At 57.0% G+C, this 23,460-nt stretch carries 19 protein-coding genes; 4 read left to right on the top strand and 15 right to left on the bottom strand.

All coding sequences use genetic code 11. The features are described from left to right. Positions 1 to 49: 49 nt before the first annotated feature. Positions 50 to 1,399, bottom strand: a complete 1,350-nt coding sequence (locus ABF824_RS04615; RefSeq protein ID WP_415486707.1) for a flagellar hook protein FlgE — start codon at positions 1,397 to 1,399, stop codon at positions 50 to 52. A 520-nt stretch (positions 1,400 to 1,919) separates the two neighbouring features. On the opposite strand from ABF824_RS04615, the gene ABF824_RS04610 reads away from it, so the two are divergent. Both ABF824_RS04610 and ABF824_RS04605 read left to right on the top strand, forming a co-directional pair. Then, the gene (locus ABF824_RS04610) at positions 1,920 to 4,277 is read left to right on the top strand and encodes a hypothetical protein (RefSeq protein ID WP_415486706.1); all 2,358 of its coding nucleotides are present in this window, start codon (positions 1,920 to 1,922) and stop codon (positions 4,275 to 4,277) included. 11 nt (positions 4,278 to 4,288) lie between these two features. Then, positions 4,289 to 5,068, top strand: a complete 780-nt coding sequence (locus tag ABF824_RS04605; protein WP_415486705.1) for a flagellar hook assembly protein FlgD — start codon at positions 4,289 to 4,291, stop codon at positions 5,066 to 5,068. A gap of 64 nt (positions 5,069 to 5,132) precedes the next feature. On the opposite strand, the gene ABF824_RS04600 is transcribed toward ABF824_RS04605, so the two are convergent. The 10 genes from ABF824_RS04600 to ABF824_RS04555 all read right to left on the bottom strand — a co-directional run bounded on the left by ABF824_RS04600 (position 5,133) and on the right by ABF824_RS04555 (position 16,326). Then, positions 5,133 to 5,336, bottom strand: a complete 204-nt coding sequence (locus ABF824_RS04600; RefSeq protein ID WP_415486704.1) for a hypothetical protein — start codon at positions 5,334 to 5,336, stop codon at positions 5,133 to 5,135. 114 nt (positions 5,337 to 5,450) lie between these two features. Continuing rightward, on the bottom strand, positions 5,451 to 6,926 hold the full coding sequence (locus ABF824_RS04595; protein ID WP_415486703.1) for an MATE family efflux transporter: 1,476 nt from the start codon (positions 6,924 to 6,926) through the stop codon (positions 5,451 to 5,453). 130 nt (positions 6,927 to 7,056) lie between these two features. Next, positions 7,057 to 8,160, bottom strand: coding sequence for an AI-2E family transporter (locus tag ABF824_RS04590; protein WP_415486718.1), 1,104 nt, complete (start codon positions 8,158 to 8,160; stop codon positions 7,057 to 7,059). Positions 8,161 to 8,329: 169 nt separating this feature from the next. Then, positions 8,330 to 10,429, bottom strand: coding sequence for a S9 family peptidase (locus tag ABF824_RS04585; RefSeq protein ID WP_415486702.1), 2,100 nt, complete (start codon positions 10,427 to 10,429; stop codon positions 8,330 to 8,332). An 84-nt stretch (positions 10,430 to 10,513) separates the two neighbouring features. Beyond that, complete coding sequence (locus ABF824_RS04580; protein WP_415486701.1) at positions 10,514 to 10,846, bottom strand: hypothetical protein; 333 nt, start codon at positions 10,844 to 10,846, stop codon at positions 10,514 to 10,516. A gap of 99 nt (positions 10,847 to 10,945) precedes the next feature. Further along, positions 10,946 to 12,142, bottom strand: a complete 1,197-nt coding sequence (locus tag ABF824_RS04575) for an acyltransferase family protein (RefSeq protein ID WP_415486700.1) — start codon at positions 12,140 to 12,142, stop codon at positions 10,946 to 10,948. A 247-nt stretch (positions 12,143 to 12,389) separates the two neighbouring features. After that, positions 12,390 to 13,433 carry an aldo/keto reductase gene (locus ABF824_RS04570; protein ID WP_415486699.1) on the bottom strand — a complete coding sequence of 348 codons (1,044 nt, stop codon included), beginning with the start codon at positions 13,431 to 13,433 and terminating at the stop codon, positions 12,390 to 12,392. A gap of 157 nt (positions 13,434 to 13,590) precedes the next feature. Continuing rightward, positions 13,591 to 14,529, bottom strand: a complete 939-nt coding sequence (locus ABF824_RS04565; RefSeq protein WP_415486698.1) for a rhodanese-related sulfurtransferase — start codon at positions 14,527 to 14,529, stop codon at positions 13,591 to 13,593. Next, complete coding sequence (locus tag ABF824_RS04560; protein WP_415486697.1) at positions 14,522 to 15,361, bottom strand: ABC transporter ATP-binding protein; 840 nt, start codon at positions 15,359 to 15,361, stop codon at positions 14,522 to 14,524. Before ABF824_RS04560 ends, ABF824_RS04565 begins: the two co-directional genes overlap by 8 nt. Positions 15,362 to 15,366: 5 nt before the next feature. Then, entirely contained in the window at positions 15,367 to 16,326 is a 960-nt protein-coding gene (locus ABF824_RS04555; RefSeq protein ID WP_415486696.1) for an ABC transporter permease, read from the bottom strand. Between the two features lie 335 nt (positions 16,327 to 16,661). Here ABF824_RS04555 and ABF824_RS04550 point away from each other — a divergent pair, with 335 nt between their 5' ends. Then, complete coding sequence (locus tag ABF824_RS04550; RefSeq protein WP_415486717.1) at positions 16,662 to 18,017, top strand: transglycosylase SLT domain-containing protein; 1,356 nt, start codon at positions 16,662 to 16,664, stop codon at positions 18,015 to 18,017. 34 nt (positions 18,018 to 18,051) lie between these two features. Further along, entirely contained in the window at positions 18,052 to 18,612 is a 561-nt protein-coding gene (locus tag ABF824_RS04545) for a peroxiredoxin (RefSeq protein WP_415486695.1), read from the top strand. Between the two features lie 18 nt (positions 18,613 to 18,630). Here the strand turns inward: ABF824_RS04545 and ABF824_RS04540 are convergent, their stop codons facing one another. The 4 genes from ABF824_RS04540 to ABF824_RS04525 all read right to left on the bottom strand — a co-directional run bounded on the left by ABF824_RS04540 (position 18,631) and on the right by ABF824_RS04525 (position 23,322). Next, positions 18,631 to 19,140, bottom strand: coding sequence for a hypothetical protein (locus tag ABF824_RS04540; RefSeq protein WP_415486694.1), 510 nt, complete (start codon positions 19,138 to 19,140; stop codon positions 18,631 to 18,633). Between the two features lie 170 nt (positions 19,141 to 19,310). Then, positions 19,311 to 20,483, bottom strand: a complete 1,173-nt coding sequence (gene hemW / locus ABF824_RS04535; protein ID WP_415486716.1) for a radical SAM family heme chaperone HemW — start codon at positions 20,481 to 20,483, stop codon at positions 19,311 to 19,313. A gap of 33 nt (positions 20,484 to 20,516) precedes the next feature. Continuing rightward, positions 20,517 to 22,502, bottom strand: a complete 1,986-nt coding sequence (locus ABF824_RS04530; RefSeq protein ID WP_415486693.1) for a potassium transporter Kup — start codon at positions 22,500 to 22,502, stop codon at positions 20,517 to 20,519. Positions 22,503 to 22,596: 94 nt separating this feature from the next. Continuing rightward, complete coding sequence (locus ABF824_RS04525; protein ID WP_415486692.1) at positions 22,597 to 23,322, bottom strand: YggS family pyridoxal phosphate-dependent enzyme; 726 nt, start codon at positions 23,320 to 23,322, stop codon at positions 22,597 to 22,599. Positions 23,323 to 23,460: the final 138 nt, after the last annotated feature.

The raw sequence follows: 23,460 nt of genomic DNA, 5'->3' as shown, positions 1-23,460 counted from the left end.
AATATTTTTCAGTTTATCCCGCGCAGGTGAAAAACAGGTTAAAAACCTATTAGCGGATCATGGAGATGGTGGTCTCCAGCAATGTAGATGCCGTCGTGACGACTTTGGTGTTCGCCGTATAGGCTTCCTGCGCAACAATCAGACTGGACAGATCGGAGGTCAGATCCGTCGTGGATGATTCCGTTGAGGATGTCTTGAGAGTTCCCGTTCCATTAGTGCCCACAACACCTGTCGTAGCCGAACCGGAAGCGGACGTCGCGACATAAGCCTGCCCATCAACCGCCATCAGACCGTTGGCATTTGCGAAGGAAGAAAGAGCAATCTTGCCGACCAACTGCGTATCGCCGTTGCTGAACGTAGCCATAACAGAGCCATCGCTTGTCATGGAGATACCTTCATAAGTCGCTGACGTTGCGCTGTCGCTGGTGATCGTGGGAGAGGCAGAGTTCGCAACCGACGTTGTCGTTCCTGCAGAACTGCCGATCGTGCCAATATTCAGATCAATCGTCTGTCCCGCTGCACCATTCGTATAATCGAGTGTAATAGGCAGTGTTGCAGTGGAACCACTGTACCCAGTCCCGACTGGATTACCAGAAGAATCCGTTACCGATTTGATATTACCACTGGAATCAAAGGCAACCGTGTATGAGCTGGTGCTGCCATCGACAGCCATACCATCTGTGGTCGATGGGTTCGAGATTGTAACAGTAGAAGTCTCAATAGCCGACCCATCAGACGCCGTTGTCGAAGTCAGAGGCCCCCAAGAAATGTCCAAGGAATGCTCTTGGGAAGTCGAGTCATAAATAGTCTGTGTCGTAGAATAAGCAGCAGTGGGAGGGGTAGTTGTAGCATCGCCAGCGCTTAGGCCACCCGTCATCGTCAGTGTCGTGGTCTCAGTCGGTCGGAAAGCAATATTCGACACATTGATCTGCGTCAGATCACTGCTAAGCGTTCCCGTTTTTGGGTCAGCCATATACCCATCAAGGTAATAACCGGATGTATTGACAAGATAACCGTTCTTATCTTCAGAAAAATCGCCATTCCGGGTGAAATACTGCTGATCTGAAAACGACTCTTTACCAGCTGTCGCCTGTCCGGACGCTTCAGAAACATCGAAGAAGCCATTTCCAGAAATCGCCACAGCAAGCGAGTTCGTGCTTGTTGAGATCGTGCCCTGTTTCTGCGTCTGGGATGTCGTGTAAGCACTTACACCATCCGAAACGGACTGACCCTGCGTATAGGATGCCAGATTGTTTGAAACATAGTCTTGAAAGCTGGTTTCAGATGCCTTGTAGCCAACGGTCTGGCTGTTCGCGATATTATTACTCAGATTGGTGAAAGCCGTCGACTGGGCATTCATACCAGCGTCGGCAGTCATGAGAGAGTTCATAATCGACATGGATCACTCCTAAAATGTGGCCCCGACATGACGTATGCCGATGACCTCAACACCACTAACCATGCAGAAAGCGTGCCAACGGAGAGCGGAATAACGATTTTTTTCTAAATTTCGATAAACAGACTGGAATCAGGAGATTTTTCTTTTTCTGAAAATTCTTCCGTTTCAGCTCCACTCAAACTGAAAACTATATGAGCGGCATATTTAACCCGGCATATTTTGCCTATTAGGCAGAATATGCCCAGCAGAGAAGCATCTTTTCTGGATCAGACCTAAAACGACGCCTTTATCTTGTCTCTCCAGAAAGAGTGAGCAAACAAGACCGCGCCCCAAACAGACACATCCATATATTTCACGTATTTTCAATATCTTATCGGATATAAACTTGCAATTTTCTTTCAACTCTCTGTCGCAATCTTCTTTTTCAAAGAGAGAAATTTCCACTTTCTCAACATATCTTCGGCACGATGGCCCGAAAGTTGCATGCCTTAACGGGTGCATAACTTGCCTGGGATTTGTCATGACAAGCTCGCTGACGCTGCAGCCTACTACACCGACAGGAAAGTCAAACGGCAGTAAGGCTGCCACCACAAGTGGGAAAACGTCTGCAGCAAAAAAACTTTCAGCCCCCAGCACGCTTACAAAAACTACTGCAACATCAGAAACGACGGATACATTCTCCTCTCTGGTGGCGCAGAAATTTACGAAGAAATCTGTCACTCACACGCATTCAATAAACCTAGATGCGTCTTCAAACGCCGGCACCCAAAATAATTCAGTCGTCATCTCAAAAGACCCTGCAAAAAATAAAACGCGGGACAATGCACTTTCACAGTCAACTTCACCTGCATCGCAGATAGAGAGTGCAAACGGGAAAAATTCATCCGCGACTTCAGAATTATCGACCAATATAACGGTCAATATTCCGAAAAGTACAGATTTAACTGATGCATCAGTCGATGCCACCCATCAAACAGCAACGGCTGCGGTCAACACCAGTATCAACGATACGACAGTCGACTTGGCGACAGCGGATACCAGTAGTAAAATCGTCGCAACGCTCCCACAAGCCACACCCAGCAAGAGTAGCGTAAAAGCATCCGAAAAATCCCCTACTGACAAGGACACTCAAACAGACGCAGCAGCCTCCAACGAAGCCGCTTCAGCCACAGTGTCACCCTCACTCGATGCAGTAGCTATGGGGTTGGCACTTTTGGCCTCATCCACACCTGGAACGTCTGGAGTTTCTTCGAGTAGCAATTACGATTCCCTGAGCAGCAGCGCCATAAGCGTAGAACCGCTCACGAGCACCACACCCAGCACGCTACAGTCTACGGCAAACACCTCGACCAGTTCTCTTTCGGAGCCGCAGATTGTTTCTGATTCTGATTCCCTTGTTAATGACAGCCTATTTCCGGCGGATCTTTCGCCCATCAACGCTAATGCAATAAGCACCTCTATCTCAGGAACACAGACAACATCTTCCTTGCCTGCAACCTCTTCGGCTGATGCAACATCAAAAACCTCTCCGAGCCCCACATCGACGGTCAACAGTCAAAACAAACTGACAATTTCTACTCCAACAACAGAAGCTCTCCTCAGTTTTTCTCCATCAATAGCAGAAGGACAGTTGTCGCCTGCAACGAGCGAAGACATTTCCGCATCTACCACCAACACGACTGCTGCTTTGCCCAGTTCCACTAATCTAAGCGACGCTGTTCAACAGGCAGCCTCTCTTTCTTCTTCTCCCATAACGCAACAGATATCCGTTCAGGCACAGCGCACAGCCCCACTCTCCCGCACAGCCCGCGAGACCACTTCTTCGGGTGCTATCAATCTGCAACTTGCTCAGATCTTTTCAGACGAAGGGTCTTCGACGGCACTGCGTCCGGTCAGCGCAGCCTCACCGTCTTCTTCCTCTCTATCTGCTCCGGATAATACGTCTGTAGAGGGGCACCCATCATCTCCAGCGCTGCCCTCCAGCACTTCCCCCAACCTCACTTCACAGTCGATCGACCACCTTACGGCTGCGAAAGAGAAACAGACCACTGCTACGACTGCATCTTCCGCATTGAAACCGTCATCTTCTTTGCAGGTTGCGAGCCAGACAGCCCTCCCAGAAGTGGACGCCACGGAAACATCATCCAGCACCAGCGGAAAAACGTCCTCAGAACAGGATGTGACCAAAAATTCCACTAAGGAAGAAACGAAAAGTTCAACTCCTTCCAGTTTGACGAATCTTACAGCGCTTACGGAGGAATCGAAATTTGGTGACACGCTTTCCAGCGTAACGGATCCGTCTTCCACGACAGATGCCGCACCGGCCACTGCCACAGCCAAGCTTGCCTCGGCCATTGCCACCAACGTGCCGGACACAAGTTCAAGCGCCCTAAACCTGACCGTGTCCTTACAAGATGATCAATCGCCCGTACATGTCACGATTGATCGTTCCGATGACACTTCAGCGTTGACCATCCATATCGGCACACATGAACAGACCACTCTGAACGATCTTCAGGCGCACAAACAGGATCTCATAAACTCGCTTGAAAATGCTGGCATTTCCACGACCGGATCACAGATTTCCTTCAGTCTGACTGATCAGTCTTCCGGGTTTGGGGCGTCTCAGCAGGACATGCCCCAGCATACCCCCCAGCACAACAATTTTGCCTCCGGTAATGAATCTTCAGATTTTGCCAATAATTTCGGCAATACATTGTCCGGAAACAACAGTGGAACCGGAGGACAGGGCAACTGGAACGCCCGGCCAAGCGCGAGCGCGATATCTCCTCTTGTCCCCGCAACCGACAGTATCAGTGACGTCACCTACACTACGCCCGCTACCGGTCGAGTCGGTTCCGTCAATCTCACAGCCTGAAAGAACAGGACATGACGACAACAACTGATTCCACTACTTCTCTTCTTTCAACGGCTGTATCCTCTGCCCGTTCGGCCGCAACGACGAACGCTGCTTCGATTACATCCGCGTCGTCGACAGATACGAGCAGCAGCAGCACGAGCGCGCTGGCATCCCTGTCCGGCAATTTCACGACATTCCTGACGCTGCTCACCACGCAGCTCAAGAATCAGGATCCGAGCAGCCCGATGAGCAGCGATACCTTCACCTCTGAACTGGCTCAGTTCGCTGGTGTGGAGCAGCAGGTCGCAACCAACACAAATCTGCAAACGCTCATTTCCCTGACCGAGAATGGGCAGCAATCAACGGATATGGCGCTTGTCGGCAAAACGGCACAGGCGAGCACCACACAGCTCCCGCTTCAGAACGGCACCAGTTCGATTTCTTTCACCACGACTTCGGCGGAGCCAATCGCCATTGCCGTTACGGACAGCAGTGGCAACGTCGTCAAAACAGATGAACTGACATCGACGGCTGGCACGAACACATGGACATGGAACGGAACGTCAGACAGCGGTTCGCAGCTTACCGACGGCTCCTACAACATCGCTGTCGAGACAGAAGACGGCTCCGGCAACACATCGGCTGTCCCCTTCACCGTTACGGGAACCGTCACAGGCGTCACGAACAACAGTGGCACGATGTACGTCAAAATGGGTGATTCTCTCGTGGATATGTCGGATGTCAAATCCTTCACGGACGCTTCATCCACCACGGCAAGCACGTCCTCAAGTTCTACTACGGGCAGCTAACCCGCTCTTTCCCTCCCGTGATCATCAACGCACGGGAGGGGCATCATCCAATCAACACAGTTCTTTATTCTTCACCCAAAACTTCTTTTGCGCGCCGAACGATCGTTTCGTATTCGGCATCGGTCAGTTCCCCACGATGATGAAATTCGCTGGCCCGCGCCAGAGCATCGCGCGCATGCGTTTTATCGGGGATGGGATAACGCCGACCCGGCAATGCAAAAGCAGTGTCAGGCAGAGCATCCCGTTCAGCAGCAGTCAGTCTCGACATGAGTTCCTCTCCCCTTCTTCAGGATTGTCGTGTCGCATTGTCACAACAGAAACCGACACGATCCTTGAATATGTAGGGTGAACACGGGACCAAAACCAGAAGTCCGCTTCTCCCTCACGCAGAGTCGTTTCGGGCGGCATCTTCCACTTCCCCGATTTCCGCCAGTTCTGCCATCGCAGCACCCGGGCTCATCGTTGAAATGTCTGCCATGCGTTCTTCCCCTGCCGCTGGAGCCGCGCTGCGGTCCTGCGAAACAGCAAGTTCGGCAATCACCCGGAAAGCCGTGAAAATGGCCAGAAGGCCGAATATGACGCTGCCCAGCGCCTGCCCGACCTGCACGCCCAAAGCGCCAAATTTTGCACCAAACGCCACAAACGGGATGGTCCCCAGCGTCGCGCGTCCCCAGTTGAAAATCGTCGAATACAGTGGGTGGCCCAAATTGTTGAAGGCCGCATTGGCTACAAAGAGCATACCCACGAAAAGATAGCCGGAAACGGTCCACGAACAGAACAGATGCACCAACGCCGCACCGTCTCCATGGAGGCGGAATCCATCTACAAGGAGATTTTGCGTAATCGCCAGAATCACCCATGTCCCGATCACACATCCGGCAACGATCTTGAGCGAGGCTTCCATCACCTCGCGCACGCGTCCGAACTGACCGGCACCGAGATTCTGGGACATGATCGGCCCGACAGCCCCCGTCAAAGCGAAGACAAACGAGAAGGCCACCACAACGATACGTTCCACGGCAGTCTGACCGCTCACCGCTTCCAGACCGAACCGCGCCATGTGCTCCGTGACGTAAGCCCCTCCCAGCGGGGTCGCCAGATTGGTGAGAATGGCCGGAAGGGCAATAACACCCACACGGCGACTGTCTGAGGGCACGGCAGCAAGTTTCGGCCATACCAGCATGGCGTGCAGATGAGCGCCACGAAAGCCGAGCAGAAACATGGCCAAACGCGAAAGAATGGCACTGATGGCGGCGCCGATCAGCCCTTCATGCATTCCGAGAATGAGAACCGGATCAAGAATGGCCGTCAGAACCGCGCCACTCAACGTGACATTCATGGACCGTCGGGCATCGCCAACCGTGCGCATCAGAGCGGATGCCGACATGCCCATCGATACGAAAGGCAGAAATGGCGAGGTGATGTAGAGATACAGCGCAGCCTGCTGCAACGCTTCGCCGGAAGCCCCCAGCAGCACCAGAATGGGCTTTGCGAAAAACGCCGTCAGCACACCGACCAGACTGGTCAGCACGAAGTTCGTAAACAGAAAGGAAGAGGCTATTCTCCGCGCTCGGTAGAACTGACCGCCCCCAATTTCCCGCCCGACACACGCCCCGCGGCCGATGGTGAGCCCGATCGAAACGGCAATCTGGATGCCCCCCACAGCTCCCGCGAAACCAAGCGCAGCTGTGAGGGCTGGCTGTCCAAGATGCGCGACGTAGATCATGTTGAGCATGTCCACGGCAAACACGGCCATCAGACCGATTGCCCCGGTTCCTGCCATGACAAGAACATGCCGCATGATGCTGCCAGTGACGAAACACGCTCCTCTTCGTCCCGGCGCAGGTCGCTTATTCATTCATCCCATCTGCCGGTGATCAGAGACCGACAGATTTCCTCCTCCTCTTTCATTATGACATGTCAGAAAAAAGGGCGAGATGCGGATCAGGGAAGTGACGATTTTCCCGGCACTGTGATCGGCTATGGAATCAACTACCACTCACCGGAGCACTGCGTTCACGCGACCAGTTTCGCCAGAGAAGATGCAGGGTGGCCATCGCAGCCGGTCCGACAAACAGACCAAGCAGCCCCCATGTCTCCGCACCGCCGAGAATGCCGAGCAGAACCCAGAGAAAAGGCAGTTTCGTGCTGCCGCCGATGAGGCCCGGCCGCACAAAATGATCCGCCACGAAAATGACCACGGCACCAAGCGCAAAGACAAAAATAGACACCATAGTACCGCCTCCCACCAACAGGAGAGAAGCCGCGAGTCCAACCGGGATCATGCCACAGAAGGGAATCATGGCGGCTATGGCCGTAGCGCCGCCCAGAAGGGCCGGATGCGGAACGCCGGTGAAGAAATAGACGATCCCCATGATGATGCCTTCGCCCACACCGACAAGCACCAGTCCCGCGACCGTTCCGTGAATCGACGCGATGATCTGGTGGCCGATCATTTCTCCCCGCCGCCCGAACGCACGCCGCGACGCGACGGTGCACTCACGCACGATGGTGTCGCCATCCTTGTAAAGGAAGAACAATGTCAGGATGGAAAAGAAGAAGAGTGTCCCGCGATGAACCACCTGCGACCCGACTGTCCGGGTCATAGCCAATCCGCGGGCATCGAACGAATTGAAGAACGATGCCGCCGCTTCCGGGTCAGAGAGATGGGCACCCCACCACCGACGAACCGTATTGCTGGCAAAAGGCAGCCGGTTCACCCATGTCGGCACCGGCACACCCGTATTACGCGCGTGCTTCATCAGTTCCAGCACATTCTGCGCTTCGTTGGCGGCTTCGATCCCCACGAACAGCAGTGGAATGAGAAACAGGAGCGCCATACTGGCCGTGCAGACCGCTGGCAGTAGCACCCCATCCGCCAGACGCGGCCAGCGAAGCTGCGCCTTGCGATAGAGCGGCCATGTCGCCACGGCGAACACCACGCCCCATGCAAGAGCCGGCAGAAATCCGTGCACGGTGTATGCGGCGATCACCACGACGACAAAGGCAAGAAATTCACGCGCGCGCCACTGAGCCCGTCGCGCGACCACTTTCTGCTCTCCTTCCGAACCGTCTTTTACCGGCTCAGGCATGAGCGGAGCCGACCCTGCGTGGAGATGGTCGTCATCACCATACGGCGTGTTATCAGGGTGCGACATCAGGCTGTCATCCTCAAACGAAGTCCTTTGACAGGCGTGGGCTGCACGACCTCAATGAGATGACCGTGCCAGTCAATGCCCATGCCACGCGTGACCGATCCTGTCACGCGGTGCCTTCATGCGCCCTTGCCTCCGCCCAGATGGCGAAGGCGTGTATCAATGCGGCTTCTTCGAGCGCCTTGAACCGGCCTGAGGCGCCCCCATGTCCGGCTTCCATGTTGATGCGGAGCAACAGCGGATTATCCGAAGTGGAATAGTCCCGCAGCTTCGCAATCCATTTGGCAGGCTCCCAGTAGGTCACGCGGGGATCTGTCAGGCCCCCGATCGCGAACACGGTGGGATAAGGCTTTGGACCGATCTGATCATAGGGCGAATAACCCGCGATGCGGTCATAGGCTTTCTCGTCCGCCAGCGGATTGCCCCATTCCGGCCATTCGGGCGGCGTCAGAGGCAGCGTATCGTCGGACATGGTATTCAGCACATCCACAAACGGCACTACCGCCACGATCCCGGCGAACAGGTCCGGACGCATATTGGTGATCGCCCCCATGAGCATGCCCCCCGCCGAACGGCCGTCCGCAACAATGCGTCCCTTGTCGGTCCAGCCTTCGGCCACCAGATGATCGGCGCAGGCGATGAAGTCCGAGAAGGTGTTAGTCTTGTGCTCGCCACGCCCACCGAGGAACCAGTTCCAGCCTTTTTCAGAGCCGCCACGCACATGCGCGATGGCATAGACCCAGCCACGATCAACAAGACTCAGATTACGGGTCGAGAACGTCGGATCGATGGAGAAGCCATACGAGCCGTAACCATACAGCAGTAACGGCGCAGGCTGACCTTCGGGCGTATCCCGATGCCAGAGCAGCGTGATCGGCACCAACTCCCCATCCGGCGCTTTCGCCATCAACCGCTTTGTCCGGTAATGCGACGGATCATGACCGGACGGCACATCCTGTGCCTTGAGCAGATGCCGTTTCCGCGTCGTCATGTCGTAGGAATACCACTGTCGCGGGGTGGTCGGTGACTGATAGGAATAACGAAGTTCCGGCGTATCGAACTCGAAAGCCCCATCAAGCGACAGCGTATAAGCGTCTTCGTCAGTGGCGAGCTGGTGCCGATTGCCTGTCCGGTCCTCGATTTCGATGACGATGTTGGCGTTGACGCGCTCGGTCCACACGAGATGGTCGGCAAAGCAGATCGCGCCCGTAATGTAATGCCCTGCCCGATGCGGCACATGCTCGCCCCACTGCGCACGGTCGCCAAAAACACTGTCCGAAACCGTCATCAGCTTGAAGTCAGTCGCGCCGTCAGCATTGGTGCGAATGATGAAGCGATCTCCCCAATGGGAGAGGTCATACATCAGACCTTTTTCCCGTCGTGCGAGACAGACCGGCTTGCTTTCCGGAGCGTCCCCCGGGATCAGCCAGTTTTCCGACGTATCATGGTCATTGGTGCCAATGATGATCCATTTGCCCGAGCGCGAGGCTGTGACGCCCACGAAAAAGCCGGAATCGGCCTCTTCATAGACCAGAACATCCTCAGAACCGGCAGACAGAGCACGACGGAAGATTTTTACGGGACGCCCGTTCTCGTCACGATAGGTCCAGAAAATATAACGGGAATCCGGCGAGAACGTGAAATCCCCCGAACAGTTGCCAATCTCTACCGGCAACATGTCACCTGTCGTCAGATCACGGATAAGAACAGTGTAAATCTCCGATCCCTGGGTATCTTCCGCCCAGGCGAAAAGCTGATGGTCGGGGCTGTGGGTCGCCTGACGGGCCGCATAATAGGAGCGATCCTTCGCACGCGCGTCAGCATCCAGAAGCACCTCCTCGCTGTCCGGATGCCCTTCCTTGTGCCGCACATAACGCGGCTGCTGTGCTCCTGCTTCATAACGCACGCTGTAACGCCATTCGCCATGCGGCAGGGCGGGAAAGGAATCGTCTTCCTTGAGCCGCCCTTTCATCTCCGCCACGATCTCACCCTGCAAGGCGGTCGTTGAAGCCAGAATGGCGTCGGAATAGGCGTTTTCAGCGCGAAGATGGTCGGCGATATCCGACCGCAACAAGGCAGGATCACGGAGAACCGCCTGCCAATTATCGTCCTTCATCCACGCGTAATCGTCCACACGGACGCGACCGAGCTGTTCGATCCGGCGCGGTTCCTTGCGGGCAATGGGTGGTGCAGGAGTCTTGGACATACAAAAGGCCTTCCAGTTCATACCAGAAGGCCATTCTTGCACAGCTTCTCTTAACAGACACCCCGCAGGCGGGTATCCGGCACGTTAGGAATTTTTAAGCGCCTGCTCTTCTTCCTCGCGCGTCCCGAAAGGCACTTCCTGACGGTCATCCTGCTCGTCCATGCTGCCACCGAGGTTGCCGAGATTTTCCTGAATCTTCGCGTCTTCGATCGGCTGGCCATTCGCATCAAGCGGCACTGGAGAATCAACCGGAATTTCACCCGCGTCCGGGTTGATTTCCATACCGATCAGATCTGTGGCGGCTTCCATATAGCCTTCAGGACCACAGGTGGGCTTCCCGTCGGTGATCCACATTTCCTTGGCCTTGGCCCGGATCTTGGCGTCGCGCTCCGGTGAGTTTTCCAACGGATTTTCCATGTATTCCTCCATTGAGCCGACATCTGACCGATATCCGCCCTGACTATCATAACGGTGATTATAGCCGGTTGAACGCTGCTTTTGAAAGCTACAGCTTGATCAGGCCGCTGACAGGGAACGCATTTCATCTGAAGCCATGACGCTCCCCTTCCCAGGGGGACCCGCCAGACGCTTCGCAAGCCGATGAGAGGGCCTCTCCACCCATTGATGCAACACCCAGGCGAGAGATGACGTCACAGCGACATAGGAAGACCAGTAGAGAAAGCAGACCCAGACTCCATTCTGGTGAATGTCCGGCAGGAAGCTCCAAACCAGAATTTTCAGCAGGATGAGGTGCACAAGATAAAATGGGAAAGAAATTCTACCCCACCACATGACCAGTGGCGCGCTCAGAACGCGGCTGAGCCAACTCTGCTCATATGCCAGTCCGAAAAGCAGCCATGCAAAACCAAAGCCCATCAGGGGAGCCAGTGCAGGCACAAAAAGAGTGGCGCACAGAATCATCCCTCCCGCTACAGTGGGACTGACAGGCAACTTCACGCCAAGCTCTCTGGTCAGCGTTAAAGCGCGCCCCAACGCCATGCCCCCAGTAAAACCGCCTGCCATGCGAAGCGCACCCATCGTGCCGGTCGGATTGTCGTGCAGATGATGAGTAACAGCCAGCACGAGGACTTCTGCTCCAAGAGCGCCCATCGCGATGGTATACAGCATCACAAGATTTCGGACGTGCAGAAGACGGTAAGCCAGAAAGGGGAAAGCCAGATATCCCAATACCTCGGCACTCAGAGACCAAGACGGCCCATTCCATTCCCCCAACTTGAGGACTGTCCATGTCTGGACAAGGAAGAGGCTTTGGAAAAACCCGGGCCATGACAGGTTATGTATTTTATAGGCCTGCGCGGGCGTACTGTACAATCTCATCCAATGGACAAAATCCGGCTGACTGAGCACGAACGGCACCATCGCCAACAGGATAAGCGTATTCAGGGGATACACCCGAACCATACGCAGAATATAAAATCTTTTTATATTACCGGAATGTCTTGCTCCGAACTCCTCTCCATGCGTCAGCATGAGAATGAGGCCGGAGAGAATGAAGAATAAATCGACAGCCCGGAATCCATTCAAAACCAGAGACGCCGTCTCAAAATTTCGCATTCCTAGACTTTGTGATATCCAACCCGAACAATGGTGCACCACCACCCATAGTGCCGCCACTCCCCGGATCCCGGTCAAGGCAGGAATGAAAAGCCCTTTGGATTTCAGGGAAGAACCTTGATCAGGTTTTCCACTCATCGATTTTCCGTGCACGTGTGCTTCTCAATCCGTTTTCGGAATTCTTATTCTTGTGCACTTATCATGTCCAAACCACCCTGTCTTTTGCAATAACTATAGTTTCTATTATGTAGAATCACAGGGAATAGAGAAAAATTGAGATGCCTGTAAAATAAAATCCATCATTCCAAACAATGGTCAGAAATTCAGAAGAAAATAGACTCAATCTGGATTTATGGAAATCCATAAATCCAGACGTCCTATTTCCTCAGGGAGCAGGATTGGAATGAACCTGATGGATCGCATTGATCCGCGTTTCCAGCTCCGGCGTAATCTCCACTTCCGTTGAGCCCAGAATGGTCTGCAACTGCTCGATGCTTGTTGCGCCGATGATATTCGACGTGACAAAACAGCGGGATGTCACAAAGGCAACGGCCATCTGCACCGGATCAATGCCCACCTCTTTCGCCAGCGCAAGATAAGCGGCAATCGCCTCGTCCACACCCGACTTTTCGTAACGCTGACCGCGATTGAACAAGGTCGTGCGCGCACCTGCCGGTCGGGCGCCATTGAGGTATTTCCCCGTAAGGTAACCCTGTGCCAACGGCGAATAGGCCAGCAGACCGACCTTTTCCCGAATGGCAAACTCGGCCAGTCCCAGTTCGAACGTGCGGTTGATCAGATTGTAAGCATTCTGAATCGACGCCACACGCGGGGCGCCCTGTCGGGACGCTTCCAGACATTTTGCCACACCCCAAGGCGTCTCGTTGGACAGGCCAACGTGCCGGATCTTTCCTTCCACGACCAGATCACCCAGCACGCCCAGCGTTTCCTCCAGCGGCACTTCGTCTGCGTCCTGCTGCACATAGGTGGTGCCGTTATCTCCGAACAGGTTCACGCGGCGGTCTGGCCAGTGAAGCTGGTAGAGATCGACATAGTCTGTGCCCAGACGCCGCAACGATCCTTCCAGAGCGTAACGGATCTGACGCGGTGTCAGACGCGTGTCCTCGCCTCCCGGCCGGAACCAAGGCATGGTGCTGCGGCCGGCAACCTTGGTCGCCAAAACGATCCTGTCACGTTGCCCGGACTTCGCCAGCCAGCTTCCCACGATCTTCTCGGTCGATCCGTAGGTCTCGGCGCGCGGCGGGATCGAATACAGTTCGGCCGTATCAATGAAATTGATGCCGCGATCAATGGCCAGATCAAGTTGTGCATGACTTTCGCCTTCAGTGTTCTGCTGGCCGAACGTCATCGTGCCGAGGCAGATTTCGCTGACCATGATGCCCGAGCGGCCGAGTTCTCGCTGTTTCATGGTTTCATCCTGATGTTCAGAAAAGACAATGGCAGCGCCTCAGCCGTTTCGCCCTGTTGCGAAACACGCGTGTTGAGGCGCTGAAAGAAGATAAAGCGTCGAACGCTCATCGAAGATTGCATGAGCGCTGACCGACATCAATCTTCGGCAGGCCTGCTTACTGGGCCGGCCCCAGATGATGCTGGCCACGTTTTGCCGCGATCTGCGTCTGGCGTTCCCGATCAGCGTAACGACGGCGCTGCTCTTCCGTACGCTCATCATGGCAGGCGGGACAGCTGACGCCTTCCTCATAAAGAGGCGACATCTTGTCCTCATCACTGACCGGGCGGCGACAGGCATGACAGACCGAATACTGGCCCGGTTCTAGTCCATGCTTCACGGTCACACGCTGGTCGAACACGAAGCACTCTCCATCCCACAGGCTCTTTTCCTCAGGAATGGTCTCAAGATATTTCAGAATGCCACCCTTGAGATGATAGACCGCATCCAGCCCCTCAGCCTTGGCGAAAGCTGTCGATTTCTCACAGCGGATGCCGCCCGTGCAGAACATCGCGACTTTCGGCGTGCGGCCTTCCGCCTCGATCTCCTGCCGTTTGGCGCGGAACCAGTCTGGAAACTCGCGGAACGTGCCGATTTTCGGGTCGATCGCGCCCCGGAACGTGCCGACCGCAACTTCGTAATCATTGCGGGTATCGATGAGAATGGTGTCCGGATCGCTGATCAGCGCATTCCAGTCAGCCGGATCGACATAGGTGCCGACAATCGAACGGGGATCGGTTCCCGGCACGCCCATCGTCACGATTTCTTTCTTGATGCGCACCTTCATGCGCAGGAATGGCAGTTCCGGCGCACGCGATTCCTTGACCTCAATATCGGCGCACCCCGGCAGCGTGCGAATATGGGCCAGCACTTTTTCAATCGCCTCGTCGCTTCCCGCGATCGTGCCATTGATGCCCTCATGCGCCAGCAGAAGGATGCCGCGAATACCCTGCGAGCAGCAGAGTTTGGCAAGCGGACCACGGATGGCTTCGCAATCCTCGAATGGCGTAAAGCGATAGAGCGCCACCACTCTTATGGGAAGTTCCTGCTCAGACATGGACGTTCATCGCCTCCGTGTAAGCCGTAAGCACATCATGCGTCGGACCATCCATCCGCACGCGTCCGGCTTCGAGCCAGATAATGCGTGTGCACCATTCCGCAAGGATGGACAGGGAATGGGACGTGATGACCAGTATCTCCGCGCCATTCACCACATTCGCCAGACGATCAAGCGCCTTGTCCTGAAACTTCGCATCGCCCGCCATGAACCACTCATCCATCAGCAATATCTGCGGCGCAATGGCCGTCGCCAACCCGAAACCGAGCCGGATGGCCATACCGGACGAATAGAGCTTTACCGGCAGATCCATGAAGTCGCCCAGTTCGGCGAAGGATTCCACATCCTGTTCCAGCGCCTTCAACTGAGAAGAGCGCAAGGCTTTGTGCTGCGCCTGAAGATAGATGTTCTCGCGCCCTGTCAGGGCGGGGTTCATGCCGGAATTCGTGTCAATCAGCGTCTCGACCGACCCATGCACCGTCACCATGCCCGGTCGGGCCAGATAGATGCCGCCGAGAACACGCAGAAGCGTGGACTTTCCCGCACCATTATGACCGATCAGCCCAACACGTTCGCCGGATCGTATGGTGAGAGAAACGTCGTTGAGCGCCCGCACCTCGACCACGCCGGGCGTGTCTTCGCTCATGCGCACTTCGCCGCCTGTCTGTCCGGCCTTTCGCTGCATGAGAGGACGTTTGACTTTTCCGAACAGGCTTTTCTTGAGGGAACGCGCCCCCCCATGGAAGATCGGAAAATCCAGTGTCAGATTCTCGAGCCGGATAAAGGCGGACGATTTGCTCTCACGGCGGGAAGTCTGCGACGGATCGGTCATCACACTCATATCCAGAACGCGAGTTGCGCCCGTGAGCGCGAAAAGACGAACAGGCCGGACAGCCACAGCAGCACGCTCAAACCGATCGCCACGCCCCAGATGAGAAGCGACGGCATGTCACCCGTCAGAGGCTGGCGTACGATTTCCAGCAATGCATAGAACGGGTTCAGAATCAGCCACCATCCTTTTGCGCCAAGCTGCCTGCCGCTCCAGATGATGGGCGTAATATAGAACGCCACCTGCACGACGCTTGCGACAATGGGCGGAATATCGCGGTAACGCGCCGCCACGGAACCGAAGAGCAGACAGAAAGCGAAAGCGTTCATCGCCCAGATTGCCAGCCCTGGTATGGCGAGGAGAGCCACCGGTCCCGGCAACAGGCCGAACACGGCGTAGACCGCTACCGGCACGATGATGTTGTAACCGAACACCACGCTGTTGCGGACAAGCACCCGCAACGCCTGCAACGAAAATGGTAGGCGTGTGGCGCGGATGGAACTGGCGGCGCTGATGAAGCAGTTACACGCCTCCTGCGTGACACCGGCAATGCCGATCTGCCACAGGATCATGGAGATGGAGAGATAGGGCAGATAGTCCTTCAGCACGATATGAAAGAGACGGCTGTAAAGGACGCCCATCGAGCCGATCATCACCGCCGTGCCCAAGGTCAGCCACAGCGGGCCGACCCGCGACCCACGGAACTGCAACCGGATATCCAGCCAGCCGAGCGAGACGGCGAGACGCCAGAGACGCAACCCTTCTCCGATATCCTTCAGCGCCCAGAAAAGGCGCGAGCGCGACTGCTCCGGGATATCGGGTGGTTCGGGCAAATGGGGCCCCGGCACATCTCCATTTGCCGCGCCGGCCACCAGTGCCGCCTCCACACTCTCGTCGCCAGACTCTGGCAGGGCGTGATCGCCGGTAACAGGCATGACAGAAGCTGGACGGCCGAGGGAGGCATTCATGACTGATCGCCTAACCCATCAGGCCGGTCAGCGGCAACTCCCACCAGCCTTATGTAATGAATCCGATCTTGCCGCGACTCCGTGATCGCCACGATACCGTCATAATTCAGAGCAACAGGAAACCGTTGCATGAAGCCTGATGACTTTATTCACGGTTATTCTGGAAAATTACGTGCATCTCGTGAGGTTAGAGGATATTCCTCGCTCGCGGGATGAAGGCGCCAACAGGGAGATTTGCCTTGCGGAAGGGGATGGACACACGCGTGCATGATACCTCTACTTATGCAAAAGAGCGTTTCCCCCTCTCCCTCTCTCCAGAATTCTGGCGCACCACCCTGAGCGTTGGCCGTAAGTGGCGCGCTCCCGCTGTCGTGGGACTGCTGGCTCTTCTTTCTGCCTGCGCCGGACAAGGGCCGCAGTCGGACATGCAGATTCCCATCGCGCAGGAAGAAGCCCGCTACCGCGCCCACGCGAAATCCTACTACGCGCCGCCGGGATCATCCGATGACCCATGGGGGCCATACATCACCGAAGCCTCGCGACGCTTTGACGTTCCGGAAGCGTGGATTCGCAGCGTTATCCAGCGTGAATCTGGCGGCCGCCTTTACCATAATGGTGAACTGGTCACCTCCGCGCCGGGTGCCATGGGTCTGATGCAGCTCATGCCGCCCACTTATGACGCCATGCGCAACCAGTACAATCTGGGCGGCGATCCTTACGATCCCCATGACAACGTGCTCGCGGGAACGGCCTACATCCGCCAGATGTATGACATCTACGGCTCTCCCGGCTTCCTTGCTGCCTATAACGCCGGACCGGGACGCCTTGAGGATTTCATCACGCGCAACCGCACCCTGCCGCGCGAAACCCGTAACTATGTCGCCGCCATCGGGCGTGAGATCGCGGGTATTTCGCCGGCCAACCGCTCGCAGGCGGATCTTCAGGTCGCCAGCCATACCAGCGGACAGAACGCTGAATATGCAGCCGCGGCCATGCCAACGGAAACTTCTGCCAGTGTAAGAAATGCCTGGGCGCAGAGAGCGGCTGGCGGATCGTCCCGCCCTGTCGAGGTCGCGGAAGCGGCCAGCACGGCTGAAGACGATACGACACCCGTCAATACGCCGCCGTCCTATACCCAGCAGTACGCCCCCGTCACACGCCCCACGGAATCGCCGCAGTCGGTCAATGCCGTATGGGCGGCGCGGCTCAAGAACACGCCGGAAGCTGCAACGACAGATGACACTTCCGCCAGCGCTGTTGCCCCCGTCAGTGCCGCGCCCGCTCCGCAGCAGCGTGTTGTCATCAACGACAGCGCCATTCCCACCCAGACCCAGCGGACGCGCGGCAGCAGTCTTTCGCTGATCTCTCCCGCAGCAGCGGCTTACAGTTCCCGCAACATGCCGTCGCGGGCGCAGTCTGTCTCAACGCTGGCCGGGCTGCATAACTGGTCCATTCAGGTCGGAGCCTTCAGTTCCCAGTCGCTGGCACAGGCCGCCACAAGTCGCGCCCGCTCCCGGGCAAGCAGCGATCTCTCGTCGGCCCATACGCAGATCACCAGCGTTCGTGTCGCGCGGGGGCAGCTCTATCGCGCCCGGCTGACCGGCCTTTCCCGCTCTGAAGCCGTGGCAGCCTGTCGTCGGCTGGATAACGGCGCATCCAACTGCGCCATCGTTTCACCTGAAGGGACGTGACGCCCGCGCGGCAGCGTCTGAAAGAATCCGAAGCATGCTGACGTTTCGTTCCCTCGCCCGCCGCTCCATCCTCGGTGCTTTTCTGGCGTCCACTCTCCTTGCCGGCGCAGCCCATGCGGCGCTGCCGACGGACAGTCATGCGCCGACCTTCACCCTCCCCGCGACACAGGGTGGCAACAGCTTCACATTTTCGCTGGCTGAAGCGCTGAAAAAAGGGCCGGTGGTCCTGTATTTCTATCCCGCTGCCTTCACCCCCGGTTGCACCATCGAAGCCCATGATTTCGCGGAAGCGATGGACCAGTTCCACGCATTGGGCGCGACCGTCATCGGCGTTTCCATGGACCAGCTCGATACGCTGAAGAAATTCTCGACCAGTGAATGCCGTAGCCGCTTTGCTGTCGCAGCCGATACGAATGGCGCCGTCGCCTCGCTGTACGATGTCCGGTCGCCGGGAGACAACCACGCGGCGCGCGTCTCTTACGTGATCGCGCCGAATGGCCATGTCATTCTCAGCTACGAGAACCGGCAGCCCGATATGCATGTAGAAAAGGCGCTCGCAGCGCTGGATGAGTGGAAAAAGGCGCACTCCAAATAACGGGGCAACCGTTTTTCTTTAATCGGTTTTCCACTTTATCTTGGTGGCGAACCACTCAAGCGCCAGCACATTCCGCAGACGCCGCCCCACTGGCGTCTCGATCGGCGCACCCTGCGCAGGACTGGCAGGCTCGATCAGCCCCCAACGCACAAGGTCGCCCCTGATCTTGGCGTTGTCATACTCATAACCCTGCGTCACAATAGTTTTGAGGCGTTCGACGATGGTGGCCAGAAGCCGCAGATCGTCCGCATGACGGGTGAGCATGTCTTTTCTGACCTGCGCGACCGCGGCTTCCGCCACGCGGGGCACTTCGCTTTCTTCCACGAGCGGCGTGATGCTGTAACCCAGTCCCCGGAACCGGGTCGGATCATCCGCCGTTACCCACTTCTCTCGTCCGGCAGCGTGAACGAGCCATGCTTCCACACGGGCCTCAATGGGGGGCATGAAGCTCCCATCCAGATCCTCGTCCTTCTGAGCGGGCACGTTATTTTCCGCAGTCAGACGCCCATCCCCGGAATTTTCCGGCATATCCTTCTCGTTCGACAGGGCGGCGCTCCTTTGCGGAAGACTGTTTTTTCTGTCTGCGTGTTCTGAATTCGTAGACATTTCTTCTTTTCGAGCATGCGCTCTTGTTCGTCCAGCCTTTCGATACTGCCTTTTCACATAGTCGACGACCAGTGGAATGACAGGCTTCATGTTCAGGCGAGAAGCATGGGTAGCATCGCTTCCAGCCGCATCCGGCCCGTCGGCGTGGCTTTCAGCCCACCCTGAGGCAACATCTCCACATAACCTTCTTCCACGCAGAGCCGCAGCGTTTCGGCATCCAGCGCATCCTCAAGCGCATGGCCTGTCCGCTGACGAAAATGTGTGGCGTCCACTCCCTCCGTCAAACGCAGCCCCATCAGCAGCATCTCGCGCATGCGATCGACCGGCGCCAGTTCTTCCGCGCTTGTTTCGCCGGAGCCACCAGCCTCCACCTTGTCCGCCCAGACTTCCGGCGCGCGATGGCGGCGCGTGGCCAGCATGCGACCCTCCAGAGTGAGACGGCCATGCGCGCCGGGACCGATGCCCAGATAATCGCCATAGCGCCAGTATGTCAGGTTGTGACGGCTCTCTGCACGGGGTCTGGCATAGTTCGACACTTCGTAAGCCGACAGCCCGTAACGACCGGCAATGTCGATCGTATCCTCATACAGCGCAGCCGCCAGATCGTCGTCGGGCAAGTCCAGCTTGCCCTGTCGGAAAAGGCCCTCGAACTTCGTTCCCGGCTCCACAGTGAGCTGATAGAGCGAGACATGGTCAGCCACGAGAGTCAGCGCCTGCTGAAGTTCCGCACGCCAGTCTTCCCGGGACTGCCCCGGTCGTGCGTAAATCAGATCGAAGGTGACACGCGGGAAAATATTCCGCGCCATTTCCAGAGCCTGAACGGCCTGTGTGGCCGAGTGTTCGCGTCCGAGAAACGTCAGCGCTTCGTCTCTCAGGGACTGAATGCCCAGCGAGACGCGATTCACGCCCGCGTCCCTGAAACCCTGCAACCGACCGATCTCCACACTGGTGGGGTTAGCCTCCAGCGTAATCTCGATATCCGGTGCGACATCGAACAGCCGGTGCGCCTCTTCGATCAGGGCGGCCACACCGTCGGGCGGCATCAGAGAGGGCGTGCCACCCCCAAAAAAGATGGATGTTAGGCGACGACGACCGAGACGCGCCGCCTCGTGGGCAAGCTCCCTCTTCAACGCCGCAATGAAGCGTTCAGACGGGATACGTTCCCGGACATGGCTGTTGAAGTCGCAGTAAGGGCACTTCGCCAGACAGAAAGGCCAGTGGATATAAAGCGCCAAAGCCTCTCCCGTAATAGGAGAGGCTTTCATATCGGCTGGAAAAGAGGAGGTGTCCACGTCGCCTCAGATCGCGACCTTCACGCCCAGTTCGATCACGCGATCCATCGGAATACGGAAGAACTCGGTCGCGGGTGTCGCATTGCGGGCCATGAACATGAACAGCGCCATGCGCCAGTGAGACATCTTCGGCACGGAAGACCGGGTGATCAGTTCGCGCGAGATGAAGTAGGAAGCCTGTGTCGGATCGAAATCCACACCGTTGGCCTTCAAATCCTCAAGCGCACGCGGCACATTCGGCGTTTCCATGAAGCCGTAGCGCAGCACCACGCGATAGATGTCGTGGGCCAGTTCTTCCACCATCACACGATGGCCGCGATCGGCTTCCGGCTGGTCAAGGTTCTGAATGGTCACGAACAGGACGTGGTCATGCAGCACCTTGTTATGCTTCAGATTGTGCAGCAGGCACGGCGGCACGAAATCCGGCGTGGCGGTCATGAAAACCGCCATGCCCGGCACACGGGTAGTGCGAGACTGCGGCAGACGGGCGATGAAAGACCCCATCGGCAGGCTGTCCTGTCCCTGACGGGCCACGATGAGGCTGCGGCCCCGCTTCCATGTCGTCATCATCAGCGTCAGCACGCAGCCCAGCATGAGCGGCACCCAGCCGCCATCGGGAATTTTCAGTGCGTTGGCGGAGAAGAACGTCACATCGATGATCATCAGCGGGATGAAGGTCGCGCAAACTGCCTGCACCGACCAGTGGAACATCTTGCGGAAAACGATGAAGCACAGACCGGTGGTGCAGATGAACGTTCCGGTCACGGCGATGCCGTAAGCCGCCGCGAGCGCATCGGAACTGCGGAACGCAATGACGAGAAGGATGGCGCCCACCGCGAGGAAGCGGTTGAAGTCCGGCAGATAGATCTGCCCCTCTTCTTCCGCGTTGGTATGCACGATGCGCATCCGGGGCAGATAGCCAAGCTGGATCAACTGGCGACAGACCTGAAATCCACCTGAGATACCGGCCTGACTGGCGATGACCGTCGCGAAGGTGGAGAGAATCACCAGCGGGATCTGCATGGAATGCGGCGCGAGGAAGAAGAACGGGTTGGCCAGCGCCCGTGGATCGTTCATCACCAGCGCGCCCTGCCCGAGATAATTCAGCACCAGCATCGGCAGAACGAAGAACAGCCACGCGTAGCGGATGGGCTGTCGGCCGAAATGGCCCATATCGGCATACAGCGCCTCAGCACCCGTCACACAGAGCACGACGGAACCCAGCGCCAGAAAGGACACCTTTCCATGCTGGATGATGAACTCAATGGCATACAGGGGAGAAATGGCGAACAGAACGCCGGGATGATGGAGGACTTCCAGCAACCCCATAATACCGAGCGATCCGAACCACAGTAGCATGACGGGACCGAAAATGGTCCCGACCTTGCCTGTGCCCAGCCACTGCATGCTGAACAGACCGATGATGATGGCGATCGCCATCGGAATGACGAAGTCTCGCGCACCCGGCACGCTGACCTCAAGCCCCTCGATGGCGGAAAGAACGGAGATCGCGGGCGTGATGATACCATCACCGAAAAACAGACAGGCCCCCGCGATGCCGACAAGGCCGAGAATGAGCCTCATCTTCATGTCGGTGGTCACGCGCTGGGCAAGAGACGTGAGGGCGAGGATACCGCCTTCGCCGTTATGATCCGCACGCATGACAAGCATGACATACTTGATGGTCACAACGATGATGAGCGTCCAGAAAATCAGACTCTCGATCCCGAGCACATCAGCGTTCTGAACGGCGTGATGACCCGAAACCATCTCGACGGTGGATCGCAGAGCGTAAAGCGGGCTGGTTCCGATATCTCCATAAACGACACCCAGCACACCGAGCAGAGCTGCGAACCCTACGGGCGGCGCCTCGTGCTGCGGCTGATCCGCGCCGAATTCCGTGACCCGCGATGGCTTTGCTGCGGCATGTCCATTCGCCGCAGGCGCAGAAGACGCCTCGGGTACGCCCGGAGATGTGTCGTTTTCAGTCATGTGTCGCGTTACGCTCCCTTGCGCGGAACTGCCAACTCTCCGCCCGCGCCACCAGAAATCGGGAAATTGTTATTCAGACCCTTAGCTGCCCCGACTAATGGGCTGCAAGTCCCGCGGGCCGCGCACCAAAAATGGCGGAGCCAACGCGCACCAGCGTTGCGCCCTCGGCAATCGCCTCCGGGAAATCCGCTGACATGCCCATCGAACGCACCGGCAAACCATGCTGGTCGGCAAGCGCCTTGAGAAAGCGGAAATGCGGCCGTGGATCCTGATCGGCTGGGGGAATACACATCAGGCCACGCAGCTTCGGACCGAAACGGGTGATGCTGTCGCGGATAAAAGCATCAGCTTCTTCGCGTGCCACCCCGAATTTCTGCGGCTCATCGCCAGTATTCACTTCGATCAGCAGCTCCGGCAGGCGTCCTTCCTGATCGGCGGCCCGCACCAGCGCATCCGACAGGGATGGTCGGTCGAGACTTTCGATCATGTCCGCGATCCTGACCGCATCCCGCGCCTTGTTTGTCTGCAAGCCACCGATGAGATGCAGCCGGAGGTCGGGATAACGCTGTCTAAGCACCGGGAACTTGGAGGCCGCTTCCTGCACACGGTTCTCGCCGAACACACGCTGTCCAGCCGCAAGCGCAGCTTCCACGGCGGAAAGTGGATGAAATTTCGAGACGGCAACAAGCGTCACGGCGGCAGCATCACGGCCACTCTGCCGCTCTGCCTTTGCGATTTTCTTCCGGACCTCGTCCAGTGCAACGGCGATCCGCTGTATCCCGGGATCGGCGTTTGCCACGTCAGACTGTGACTGATTCATGTGGCGGAACCTTGCGAGTTTGTGGCGTATCGTCAAGCTTGCGCTGTAGAACGGATACTCTCACCGCTTCATAGCAGGGAACGTCAAAGGCCGTTAGTACCTCTCCCCATCAGCAGTATGCCTCACTGAAAAGATGCA

Origin of the sequence: Acetobacter sp., assembly GCF_047721705.1 — a bacterium.
Classification (GTDB): Bacteria; Pseudomonadota; Alphaproteobacteria; order Acetobacterales; family Acetobacteraceae; genus Acetobacter.
Note: the sequence above shows the minus strand (reverse complement) of the source record. Positions and strands in the feature narration are given on the sequence as shown.